Here is a 12,538-nt window from a genome sequence, read left to right as displayed (position 1 = left end):
TTTCCCCCTTAGTACATAAAGCGATTTTGAAAACGAATTCTGTCAAACTTTTGCATAGTCTGTTGATCGATGCGTTTTCCGACCCGCACCATGAGGCAATTAGCCGGATGCGAACAAATTTCTGGATCATCTGTTGCCATCCAGATGAGTCCGCCGGCGTTCATCATTTTTTCCATCACTTTTCTGTATTCCCAAACATTTAAGCCGGTTCCTTTTAAGTCCCAGTGCCAATAATATTCCGTTGTGATGATGATGTAGTCCTCCATGTTATCGTCCATCATTGAGACTTGAAGCATGTTTTGACCGACATGAAATCCGCGGAACTCCGGGATCACTTCAATGGCTCCGAGTTCTATTAAATTGTCCATGTTTGATTCTGACCAGCGTTCGAGCGGATCAGGATATAAATATGTGACATATCCTACAATCGTATGCTCATGCCGTGCGATAGTAACGCGTGCTTCCGGAAGCTGTGAAATTTCAATGATGGCTTGATGCTGCTGATGTGCAGGCCGAAAAGCCTTTAGGTCCTCGTGAAATTCATAATTTTCTAAAGCAGGAACAGGTACCGGTCCTTCTATCATGAGGGTTCCTTTGGGGGTCTTTAATGTTTGTGAATGATACACCTTGTTGTGAATCAATTAGTCTCACCGCCTTTTTGGAGAGGAAACAAGCAATCTGAATATATGCTCATTTTCATAGTAGCGCAAAACAGCATTGAAGTGAACTGGAAATATCGTCAGAATTATGTACAATATTCTGAATTGAGTCGGATTTTTGTAAAAAAAATATAAAATTTTGTAAAAAATGCTGAAAATTTGAAATAGTTTATATTATAATAGGCATTAGATTCTATAACGAAGGGGGATTTAAAAATGAAAGTGGAAGCGCTTCCTGTAATGAAGAGAGATAGTAATCTACTTAGTTATGAAGAAACGTACAGCAGCTTTGACTGGGCAGAAGCAGAAAAGAATTTTTCCTGGTACGAAACGGGACAAGTGAATATGGCCTATGAAGCAATTGATAAGCACGCTAAATCCCACCTGAAAAATAAGGTTGCCCTTTATTATCAAGATGCTGAACGTAAAGAAAAATACACATTTAAAGAAATGATGGAGCAGTCCAATAAGGCCGGAAACGTGTTGAAAGCTTACGGTGAGATTGAAAAAGGCGACCGCGTCTTTATTTTTATGCCTCGTTCTCCGGAATTATATTTTACAGTGCTTGGCGCGCTTAAGCTAGGTGCAATTGTAGGTCCCTTATTTGAAGCCTTCATGGAGTCGGCTGTACGCGACCGTTTAGAGGATAGTGAAGCAAAGGTGCTTGTTACGACACCAGAGCTGCTTTCACGTGTTCCGCTTAATGATCTTCCCGCATTAAAAACAGTATTTGTTATAGGTGACAACATAGAAGAAGGCGGCAAAATTACCGCGTTCAATCCACTATTCGAACAAGCCTCTAAAAAGCTCGACATCACATGGCTCAGCCGTGAAGACGGTTTAATCCTTCATTATACATCTGGATCCACCGGAAAGCCGAAGGGAGTTCTTCATGTACAGAACGCAATGATTCAACATTATCAAACTGCAAAATGGGTTCTTGATTTAAAAGAAGATGATGTATACTGGTGTACCGCTGACCCGGGCTGGGTAACAGGAACGTCTTATGGTATTTTCGGTCCTTGGTTAACAGGAACATCTAATGTTATTTTAGGCGGACGTTTCAGCCCTGACGCATGGTATGAGACGCTGCAGGAATACGGCGTGACCGTATGGTATAGTGCACCGACAGCATTCCGCATGTTAATGGGTGCCGGCGAAGATGTTATTAAAAAATATGATCTATCTGCTCTTCGTCATATTTTGAGTGTAGGTGAGCCGCTAAACCCTGAGGTTGTACGTTGGGGGGTTAGAGTATTCGGTCTGCGCATTCATGACACGTGGTGGATGACAGAAACGGGTGCACAAGTAATTTGTAACTATCCGTGTATGGAAATTCGTCCAGGCTCCATGGGTAAGCCGATTCCAGGTGTACGAGCTGCCATTGTCGATAATGAAGGCAAGGAAGTGCCTCCGTATACAATGGGCAATCTTGCGATTAAGAGCGGTTGGCCGTCCATGATGCGTGCTGTCTGGAACAACCCGGCGAAATATGAATCATACTTCATGCCAGGCGACTGGTACGTATCGGGTGATTCTGCTTATATGGATGAAGATGGATATTTCTGGTTCCAAGGTCGTATCGACGATGTTATTATGACAGCCGGAGAACGGGTAGGTCCGTTTGAAGTTGAAAGTAAGCTTGTTGAGCATCCAGCTGTTGCGGAAGCGGGGGTTATCGGCATTCCTGATCCGGTTCGCGGTGAAATTATTAAAGCGTTCATCGCGCTTCGCGCAGGCTATAAGCCTTCTGAGGAGCTCATCGAGGACATTCGTTTGTTCGTGAAGAAGGGCCTGGCTGCTCACGCGGCTCCGCGTCAAATCGAATTCCGCGACAAGCTGCCAAAAACGCGCAGCGGTAAAATTATGCGCCGCGTCTTGAAGGCTTGGGAGCTAAACCTGCCAACAGGTGACCTCTCCACGCTAGAAGACTAATAGTACTGTGAACGAGCCAAGTCTGAATGCCTTATTCGACTTGGCTTTTCTTATATTAATTAGAAAGCTGTATTTGACATGATACCGTTATCAATGGTATAAAATAAGTAAATCATGAATATTTGCGCGTTGAAAGGATCTAGTAGCAATCATTTCCCTGTTACAGAGAGCTGATGGTTGGTGTGAATCAGCACATAAATGATTACGAATTACACCCTGGAGCATTCTTCTTCGATTGAGTGTTACTCAAAAGGGGAAGGACGGCACGAGCCGTTATCGAAATGAGGCGGTGACAACATGTCACAACTAGGGTGGTACCGCGATTATATATTCAATCGTCCCTTCTTTTCAGAAGGGGCGATTTTTTTATACTTTAAGAAATTATAAATTTCCAGCTAGGAAACCATGAGACGCAGCGGGAAATTTTTAAGGATAAAGTATAAGTGCAACTGGGCTATCCCAAACCTTTACAAGGTTTGCGCCAGCCAAGTTTTCTTTATTTGAATGGAGGAGAGAAGATAATGGATATTTTACAGGATTTGGAGTTTCGGGGACTGATTAACCAGCAAACAGATGCAGAAGGATTGCGCGAGCTATTAAATAAAGAAGTGGTAAAGCTATATTGCGGTTTTGACCCGACAGCAGACAGCCTGCATATCGGCCATATGCTGCCAATTCTTATTTTGCGCCGCTTTCAGCAAGCTGGACATCAGCCGATTGCGCTTGTCGGCGGCGGCACGGGTTTAATTGGTGACCCGAGTGGGAAGAAGGCGGAGCGTCAGCTAAATGAAAAAGAAACAGTAGCAATGTTTAGTCAACGTATTAAAGAACAGCTATCCCGTTTCTTAGATTTTGAAAAAGAAGAAAATCCAGCAATTGTTGCCAACAACTATGATTGGATTGGCAAGCTTGACGTGATTACGTTCCTGCGCGATATCGGGAAAAACTTTGGATTAAACTATATGCTTGCGAAGGAATCTGTATCTGCTCGTCTAGAAACAGGTATTTCCTTTACAGAGTTTAGTTACATGATTTTACAATCATATGACTTTTTAAATTTATACCAAACACATGGATGCAGACTGCAGGTTGGCGGCAGTGATCAATGGGGCAATATTACAGCTGGTATGGAATTAATCCGTAAATCAGAGGAAGATGCAAAGGTATTTGGTTTAACAGTGCCCCTTGTGACAAAATCAGACGGCACGAAATTTGGTAAAACAGAAGGCGGAGCGATTTGGCTTGATGCAGAGAAAACAACGCCATATGAGTTCTACCAATTTTGGATTAATACCGACGACCGTGACGTTGTAAAATACTTAAAATACTTTACATTCCTGTCCCATGACGAAATTAATGAACTAGAAAAGCAAACGCAGGAAGCGCCAGAGCAGCGTGCGGCACAAAAAGCATTAGCAGCAGAGATGACGAAGCTTGTGCATGGTAAAGCAGCACTAGAGCAAGCGATCAAAATTTCAGCAGCGCTATTCAGCGGCTCTGTTGCAGAGCTTACAGCGGAGGAAATTCAGCAGGGCTTTAAGGATGTTCCATCTTACGAGCATACAGGGGAAGAGATCTCTTTAGTCGATTTGCTTGTTGCGAGTAAAATTGTATCCTCTAAGCGTCAGGCCCGTGAGGATGTATCGAACGGTGCTGTATCGGTAAACGGAGTGCGTGAGCAGGATGTAAACCGCATGATTACTGCTGCAGACCGCATTGAAGGACAATTTACAATCATTCGCCGCGGTAAAAAGAAATATTTCTTGATTAAGTACTAAGAATAATGGAGGCGTAAGTTTTTTCTTACGCCTTTTATTATTAGAGGGGAGAGAAGGATGAACATACAGCATTGGTTTCAAGAGTACGTATTCAATCCAAATAAGCTCGTAGCGGTTGGCGGGACAATTGTGAAGATTATCTTTATTTTTGCTGCGGCCCGTATTTTTTTATATTTTGCCAACATCGCTGTAGAGAAAATGTTTAAGCTTCGTTTAAAAGGGCCATTACGTCAAAGTGAGCGGCGGGAAGCGACACTTGTTAAGCTTTGTCAAAATATCCTTACCTATGTCACTTATTTCATCGCGATTATGACTGCAATCGAAGCTCTTGGCATCAATATTACAGCATTGCTAGCAGGGGTCAGTATTGCTGGGCTTGCGATTGGTTTTGGTGCACAAAATTTAGTGAAGGACATTGTAACGGGTTTCTTTATTATTTTCGAGGATCAGTTTTCTGTTGGAGATCAAGTAAAGGTAAATGACATTGGCGGTACAATTGAAGAAGTTGGATTGCGAACGACAAAAATGAAGGCTTTGGATGGTGAGATTTATTTCTTTCCAAACAGCACAATTACAAAAGTGGCAAATTATACGTTGGGCGGAAAAGAGCTAGAGAAGGATAGCGCTGCTTCGACAACTCCTGCAGCACCATCTGCACCTCCCGCACAGCCTGCGCCGGCTCAGGCACCTATTAAGCCGCTTGAATCAGTAGAGAAGGGGGCAGAAGCGCCTCAAAAAGGGAATGAGGTGGTGGAAAAGCAAGGGGAGACCGCAATGAAAGAAGGGGAATCACTTGCTAAGCAAGGAGGAATATCCTGATTGAGAACAAGCCGATGCAGTTGCATCGGCTTGTTCTCAGACTGTGGAGAAAGTCTTCCACTTGAGGGAAAGCGTTGCAATGGGGATTGCCTCCATTTTCACATCCATTGTTGCACCGTTTCTCGTTCCATTTCTATACTAAAATAATAGATAAAGGCAACTAAATATCTGAATAAAAAAGAGAAGGTATTTAGTTGCCTTTGCTGATTTGCTGCTAAGGCTATTTTACACTTTAAGAAAGTATAAATTTCCAGCTAGAAGCGAATTCGAAGCAGCAGGAAATTTTAGGAACAAAGTGTAAGTGCAGCTACGCCTTTGCTTCGCCTAACGGCTCGCCAGTCGGCGAGTTTTCTTTAAAATAAAAAATACCGACACACAGGTGTCGGTATTTTTGTTATTAACGAGAGTAGAACTCTACGATTAATGCTTCGTTGATTTCAGCTGGTAATTCAGAACGCTCTGGTAAGCGAGTGAATGTAGCTTCTAGCTTGTCAGCGTTGAAAGCTAGGTATTCAGGAACGAAGTTGTTTACTTCTAAAGCTTCCTTAACAACAGCTAAGTTAAGAGATTTTTCACGTAGGCCGATTGTTTGACCTGGCTTTACGCGGAAAGACGGGATGTCTACGCGAGCACCGTCAACAGTAACGTGGCCATGGTTTACCAATTGGCGAGCTGCACGACGAGTGCGAGCAAGACCCATACGGTAAACTAGGTTGTCCAAACGGGATTCAAGAAGAATCATGAAGTTTTCACCGTGCTTACCAGACATTTTTCCAGCAATGTCAAATGTGCGGCGGAATTGACGCTCATTTACGCCGTACATATGGCGAAGCTTTTGCTTCTCTTGTAATTGTAAACCATATTCGGACAATTTTTTACGTTGACCTGGACCGTGTGGACCTGGTGCGTAAGGGCGTTTTTCTAATTCTTTACCTGTTCCGCTTAGAGAGATTCCAAGACGGCGAGAAAGTTTCCAAGATGGACCTGTGTAACGAGCCATGAATAGCTCCTCCTTCAATGTTTTTATTTTACGTAAAATAAAAACAGACGTGAGACTTCCGTTTATGCGTATTTTATTTTCATGTACCATCGCTCCAGCAGCAGGGAGTTACACGATACACCTCCTTGGAGGAATAAAATACAAACATAAATATATTCTCAAAGGCTGCCTTTTTATTTTACACAAACGCTATTATATCCTTTTCTACAGCTAGAGTCAAGGTGATTTCCTTGTCTTTTGAAAAAGGAAATTTCAGGAGAAATAAGCGTGTTTTTGCAGGTGCTATAACAATAGGTTGCAGCAGCACTGTTATAGATTCTTTACTAATGATTCCGCGAATTTCTCCAAGTACTTTTGATCAAGTTCGTCAAAACGGTTTTTACTAGGGCTGTCGATATCGAGTACACCGATCAATTCACCGTCTTTGATTAGCGGCACGACAATTTCGGAATTCGAAGCTGCGTCACACGCAATATGACCAGGAAATTGATGTACGTCTGGTACGAGCTGCGTTGTTTTCGTTGCTGCCGCCGTTCCGCATACACCTTTGCCAAATGGAATGCGTACGCAAGCGGGGAGGCCTTGGAAAGGCCCGAGTACGAGCTCATTGCCTTCTGTTACATAAAAGCCGACCCAATTAATATCTTGAAGAAATTGATGTAAGAGAGCAGACGCATTGGCCATATTAGCTACTGCGTTCGTTTCTCCTTCAGTTAGTGCCTCTAATTGTCGAATCACTGTGTCATAATCTTTTTCGCGTGATCCGCTGTATGTCTCTGTATGAAACATAAAAATGCCTCCTTTCGTCATAGAAAGTGTAGAGTCTTGGCAAAAGATGTGTGTTTTGCCTTAACTTTGTCGATAGAAAGTTAAAGGAATTTGTCTTAAAAGTCAAGAACTTAGAATGCAGAGAGTGTCGACGAAAGGGTGAATTGACGTGACACAGACAAATACGAAGAAGAAGATTATTGATGCGGCGATTACGTTGTTCAATACGAAAGGCTATGATGGCACAACGGTAAGAGACATTGCCAAGGAAGCGAATGTGAACGCAGCAAATATCTCCTACTATTTTTCGGGAAAGCAAGGGCTATTGGAATATGTGGTTACCAGCTTTTTGGAAGAGTATATTCGGATTTTAGAGAATGCGTTTACGCAGGATGGTTTATCACCGAAGGAGATGCTGCTTGTCATTATACGCCAAATTCTTCATTACCAGTCAAATCACCATCAGCTCACCCGCTTTTTTTATCGTGAAATTTCTTTAGATAGCATGCTGATTCGAGAAATTATGACAACGTATTTGGTAAGGGAAAAATATTACTTGCAAACGATTATTCACAAGGGGATTCAACAAGGAGAATTTCAAAAAGTTTCGTTTCCTGTATTTATGGTGCAGTTAAAAGGAATGCTGCAAAGTCCGTATTTAAATGCACAGTATATTGCAGAGGTATTGTACGCGCTTCCGTCGGAGTCCTATTTTGCAGATCGTTACGCAAAGGAGGTAGAGAGCTGGTTAGCTCACGCACTGTACAAGCCGTCAATAGCGCCAATGCCTGCAGCTGCTCAGTTTTGACAAGGGAAGGGGCCAATGTAAAAGCCGCTTGCAGCTTTTACATTCGGCTCCTTTTTATATCCTTTAGAGAGTTACTACTCTAAAGCCATTTAAGAAATGAATGATCATGCTTGTAAAGCTAAATATAGATCCTGAAAAAAATATAAAAAATGAGGTCAAAAACAGTATATAACATGGTATCATTAATACATTGACATTTTTCAAATAGTGATACATATAGACAAGAAACGCCCCTTATTTTAAAAGAGAACGAATATTGCACGACAGGGTCGTTTTTATGATATTTAAATAGATTTTGATAAATAGTTAAGGAAATCCTCATACAAGAGATAAGAGCAAAAAGGGGAGGAAAATGGATGGGTTCTATCCTGACGATCATTATCATTGTAGTGAGCTTTATCCTTATACTGCTTATGATAGAGCTCGTGATAAGAAATCGTTTATATAAAGATTTACAAGAGTGGAAGCAGTATAAGCAAAAACTGAAAGATAAGCCGATAGCCGATGAACTGAAAAAGGTAAAAGATTTAAATATAACTGGGCAAACAGAGGAATTTTTTGAAAAGTGGCGCCACGATTGGGATGAGATTTTGGCCGTAACTATCCCTGAGGCGGAACGAAAGCTGCAAAAGGCTGAGGGTCATGCAGCTCAGTTTTCCTTTAGAAAAGGTCGTGCTGCGCTCAATGAAGCGATTGTGGCGCTAGAGGATGCGAATCATCGGACGGATGAGATTTTACATGAGCTGCATAACCTGCTTGAAAGCCAACAGAAAAATAACAGCCAAATCGAACAGCTTCGCCATACATATCGGGAAATGAAAAAAAATGTGCTTGCATATCGTCATATGTTCAGTCTGGCAGAATACAAGCTAGAGCAGCTGTTAGATGAAGCGCTGCAGCAGTTTCAAACCTTTGAAGAAGAGACCAGCAAAGGGAATTATTTGGAGGCGCGCGACATTGTGCTCAGCTTGGAGCAAAGTGTTTCGTATTTACAGTTTTTAATCGCTGAAATTCCAGATTTACAGGTTGAATGTCAGTCAGCTCTTCCTGGGCAATTGGATGACTTGCTAAGTGGATATGAAGAAATGAGCAGGCAAGGCTATGCGCTAGAGCATCTCGAAATCCCGAGGGAAGTACAGGAACTGAGACAAGAGCTGCAGCAGTGCATTGCAGACCTTCAGAATGTGGAAATTGCGAAAGTTCAGGAGCGTATCGCCTTTTTAAAGGAAAAGCTGGATGCATTATACGACCAATTGGAGGCGGAGGTTACGTCCAGGCATTATGTCGAGAAGGAATCGTATATTTTGATCGATATGCTGGAGGATGTACGCGAAAAAGCAGCAGAGACGAAGGAAGAAACACAGTTTGTAAAGCAAAGCTACGAATTAAGTGATAAAGACGTAGAAATACAAAAATATATTGAAAAGCAGGTCAATATGTTATTAAAACGATATGATGCACTGCATCTTCGGATTGCAAAGCAGGATATTGCATTTTCTGTCATTCGTGAGGAAATCGAGGATATTCACGATCAAGTAGAGGCGGTGAAGCGTACGCACCAGCATTATAAGGAAATGCTGCAAACGCTGCGAAAAGAGGAGTTTCAGGCGCGTGAAGCGCTGCAACAGATGCGAAGCACGATGATGGAAACGAAACGCCTTTTGCAGCGCTCGAATCTTCCGGGCTTGCCAGAGCATTTTTTAGGCGGTGTGCAGCAGGCGCAGCTTTCTATGCAGAGGGTATATGAGCAGCTAGAGCACAAGCCGCTGAATATGAAGGCAGTGAATGGGGCTTTGGAGGAGGCGCTTTCTCTTGTGAATAGTACTCATGCTGACACAGCCGCACTCATTGAAAAGGCATACCTGGTCGAAAAGGTGATACAATATGGAAATCGATACCGAAGCCAGGATGCTCGTATTGCTGAGGGATTAGAGCAGGCAGAGAAACGCTTTCGACAATTTGAATATGAAGCATCGCTTGAGCAGGCTGCTGCGCTGCTTGAGGAATTGGAGCCGGGCGTGGTTCGAAAGATTGAGGAGTTCATCAAAACGGAGTAATATACAAAAAGGGTATGTGAAATAGACCATCATGGAGATCCTTTATCACAGGATTTTACATGACGGTCTAGTTCGCGAGGTGATTCAAACGGATCACCTCCTTTTGTTTTTGGCTGGATAAGGCAGCTTTGTGCAGGATGTCTAGCTTCTATGGCGGCTTTTCTAGTCTCTCATGTATGCCCTTTTGAAGGGCAACCAAAACTAAATGTAAGGCAGGGCAGAATGATCTGTTCTTACAAAAGCATATAGCTGGTGCGTGTGTAACCATATGAACAGAAAACATTAAGAGATGTTGCACGCAGCATGTAAACTCAATTAGGGGGAAGCTTCGATGATTTATTTAGATAATAGTGCTACGACGAAGCCATATGATGATGTGCTGCAGTCTTATATAACAGTTGCGCGAAACTACTTCGGCAATCCGTCCTCCCTTCATTCGCTTGGGAGTGAAGCAGAGCGGTTGTTATCGCAATCGCGCTCTGTTATCGCTGGATTACTTGGCGTAAAGCATACAGAAATTGTCTTTACATCTGGCGGAACAGAGGGAAACAATCTGGCTATTAAAGGGACTGCGATTGCACTTCGTTCCCGCGGACGTCATATTATTACGACGCCTGTAGAGCACGCATCTGTATCGGAGGCGTTTAAGCAATTAGAGATGCTCGGTTTTGAAGTAACATATGTACCTGTTGATGAAAATGGAGTTGTTTCGGTCCAAGGCATTCAGCAGGCATTGCGTCAAGATACAATTCTTGTGTCGATTATACATGTCAATAATGAAACAGGCGCTGTACAGCCAATTGCTGAAATCGGCAGGCTGCTGCGCAAATACCCAAAGGTGCGCTTTCATACGGATCATGTGCAAGGAGTTGGAAAAGTACCTCTTTCCTTTTATGAGGCAAACGTCGACCTTTGCACCATTTCCGGGCATAAATTCCACGGAGTAAAGGGAACGGGCATTTTATATGTGAGAGAGGGCGTGATGCTAGATCCGATTTTATCAGGCGGACAGCAGGAGAACCAGTATCGCTCTGGAACGGAGAATTTGCCTGGTATTGTTGCGATGGCAAAGGCGTTGCGCATGACGCTTGAAAAGCAGGAGGATAAAATACGGCATGTGGGTGAAATGAAGAGTGCATTGATTTCTTTTTTTAGCGGCATGCCGAATGTTGTATTGAATACGCCCAGCGTTTCAGCGCCGCATATTGTGAATATTTCCTTTCTTGGTCTAAAGCCTGAGGTGGTCGTGCATGCGCTTGAGGAGCGGGATGTATTTGTATCGACAAAGTCTGCTTGTTCATCAAAAGCAAAGGAAGTGAGCCATGTTTTGCTTGAGATGGGAAGAGGCCGTGAAGCGGCAGAAAGCGCGATTCGGATTAGTTTATCCACAGAAAATACCATGACTGAAATTCAGCAGTTTCAACAGATTGTACGAGAAGTAATTCCAAAACTATATGAAGTGACGAGGTAAAGAAATGAAGTATGATTATTTATTAATTCGCTATGGCGGAGAAATGACGACAAAAGGGAAAAATCGTTCGAAATTTGTTAGTATTCTAAAGGAAAATATTAAATATAGACTTAAGAAGTTTACAAATTTGCAGTATGAGGCAACGCGGGACCGGATGTACATTCAATTGAACGGAGAGGACCATGAAGCAATTGCAGAGCGGCTGAAGGATGTGTTTGGCATTCACTCATTTAGTCTATCCTTAAAGGTGGAAACAGAGCTTGAGGCAATGAAACAGGGTGCTCTTGCCGCATTCTTAGAAGTTAAAAAGGAAGTACGCACTTTTAAAGTGTCTGTGCACCGTGCGTATAAACAGTTTCCGCTGCAAACTAATGAATTGAACCGTGAAATCGGCGGATATATTTTACAAAATACGGACAATATTACAGTGGATGTTCATTCCCCTGATGTAAATGTGCGCGTAGAGGTTCGTCCTGATTTTACGTATATTATGTGCGAGGAAAGAATGGGGGCAGGCGGCCTGCCGGTCGGTGTCGGCGGTAAAGTCATGCTTCTATTATCAGGGGGCATTGATAGCCCGGTAGCAGGATATTTGGCGATGAGGCGCGGTGTTACGCTTGAGGCGATTCATTTTCATAGTCCGCCGTTTACAAGCGAACGAGCAAAGCAAAAGGTCATCGATTTGACACAGGAGTTGACGAAGTACTGCAGAAGAATTAGCGTGCATGTTGTTCCTTTTACGGAAGTGCAAAAGGCTATTCATAAGCAAATTCCTGATAGCTATACGATGACAGTCATGAGACGGATGATGCTGCGTATTGCAGAGCGTATTGCGGAGCAGCGTGGTGCACTGGCGTTAGTGACAGGAGAGAGTCTTGGGCAGGTGGCAAGCCAAACGCTTGATAGTATGCATACGATTAATGAGGTTACAAATTATCCAATCCTTCGTCCGCTTATTACAATGGATAAGCTGGAAATTATGAAGATTGCAAATCATATTGGCACGTACAATATTTCGATTCTTCCTTATGAGGACTGCTGCACAATCTTTACGCCGCCGAATCCTTCTACGAAGCCGAAACGCGAGAAAGCAAACCGATTTGAAGGGTTTGAGGATTTTGAACCATTATTGCAGGAAGCAATCGCGCAAACAGAAACAATACTAATACAGGCAGCAGAGGATAAGGTGGCCGAGGAATTTAAAGAGCTCTTTTAAAACCATAAATTACCAATATGTTTTTTG

General features: G+C 42.9%; 10 protein-coding genes and 1 other annotated feature. Of the genes, 7 read left to right on the top strand and 3 right to left on the bottom strand.

Annotation, left to right across the window (positions count from 1 at the left end):
- Positions 1-8: 8 nt before the first annotated feature.
- A complete protein-coding gene (locus tag AC6HZ4_RS23530; RefSeq protein ID WP_497492265.1) occupies positions 9-641 on the bottom strand; it encodes a GNAT family N-acetyltransferase in 633 nt (210 codons plus the stop codon).
- Between the two features lie 234 nt (positions 642-875).
- Between AC6HZ4_RS23530 and acsA the strand changes: the two genes are divergently transcribed.
- The 3 genes from acsA to AC6HZ4_RS23515 all read left to right on the top strand — a co-directional run bounded on the left by acsA (position 876) and on the right by AC6HZ4_RS23515 (position 5,191).
- Positions 876-2,594 carry an acetate--CoA ligase gene (gene acsA / locus AC6HZ4_RS23525; protein ID WP_497492264.1) on the top strand — a complete coding sequence of 573 codons (1,719 nt, stop codon included), beginning with the start codon at positions 876-878 and terminating at the stop codon, positions 2,592-2,594.
- 120 nt (positions 2,595-2,714) lie between these two features.
- Positions 2,715-2,940: a binding site (T-box leader), on the top strand.
- Positions 2,941-3,115: 175 nt separating this feature from the next.
- Positions 3,116-4,372 (top strand): tyrosine--tRNA ligase, encoded by a 1,257-nt coding sequence (tyrS, locus tag AC6HZ4_RS23520; protein ID WP_497492263.1) that lies wholly within the window; start codon positions 3,116-3,118, stop codon positions 4,370-4,372.
- 57 nt (positions 4,373-4,429) lie between these two features.
- The gene (locus AC6HZ4_RS23515) at positions 4,430-5,191 is read left to right on the top strand and encodes a mechanosensitive ion channel family protein (protein ID WP_497492262.1); all 762 of its coding nucleotides are present in this window, start codon (positions 4,430-4,432) and stop codon (positions 5,189-5,191) included.
- A gap of 397 nt (positions 5,192-5,588) precedes the next feature.
- Here the strand turns inward: AC6HZ4_RS23515 and rpsD are convergent, their stop codons facing one another.
- Together rpsD and AC6HZ4_RS23505 are read right to left on the bottom strand one after the other, a co-directional pair.
- Complete coding sequence (gene rpsD / locus AC6HZ4_RS23510) at positions 5,589-6,191, bottom strand: 30S ribosomal protein S4 (RefSeq protein WP_497492261.1); 603 nt, start codon at positions 6,189-6,191, stop codon at positions 5,589-5,591.
- A gap of 309 nt (positions 6,192-6,500) precedes the next feature.
- Entirely contained in the window at positions 6,501-6,980 is a 480-nt protein-coding gene (locus AC6HZ4_RS23505; protein ID WP_497492260.1) for a GAF domain-containing protein, read from the bottom strand.
- Between the two features lie 148 nt (positions 6,981-7,128).
- Between AC6HZ4_RS23505 and refZ the strand changes: the two genes are divergently transcribed.
- The 4 genes from refZ to thiI all read left to right on the top strand — a co-directional run bounded on the left by refZ (position 7,129) and on the right by thiI (position 12,511).
- Positions 7,129-7,767: a forespore capture DNA-binding protein RefZ gene (gene refZ / locus AC6HZ4_RS23500; protein ID WP_497492259.1), complete on the top strand. Its 639-nt coding sequence runs from the start codon at positions 7,129-7,131 to the stop codon at positions 7,765-7,767.
- A gap of 356 nt (positions 7,768-8,123) precedes the next feature.
- Positions 8,124-9,824: a septation ring formation regulator EzrA gene (gene ezrA / locus AC6HZ4_RS23495; protein ID WP_497492258.1), complete on the top strand. Its 1,701-nt coding sequence runs from the start codon at positions 8,124-8,126 to the stop codon at positions 9,822-9,824.
- A gap of 331 nt (positions 9,825-10,155) precedes the next feature.
- Positions 10,156-11,295 (top strand): cysteine desulfurase family protein, encoded by a 1,140-nt coding sequence (locus AC6HZ4_RS23490; protein ID WP_497492256.1) that lies wholly within the window; start codon positions 10,156-10,158, stop codon positions 11,293-11,295.
- Positions 11,296-11,299: 4 nt separating this feature from the next.
- Complete coding sequence (gene thiI / locus AC6HZ4_RS23485; RefSeq protein WP_497492255.1) at positions 11,300-12,511, top strand: tRNA uracil 4-sulfurtransferase ThiI; 1,212 nt, start codon at positions 11,300-11,302, stop codon at positions 12,509-12,511.
- Positions 12,512-12,538 lie beyond the last annotated feature (27 nt).

The sequence above is a fragment of the Ectobacillus sp. OTK genome, assembly GCF_059698935.1.
Note: the sequence above shows the minus strand (reverse complement) of the source record. Positions and strands in the feature narration are given on the sequence as shown.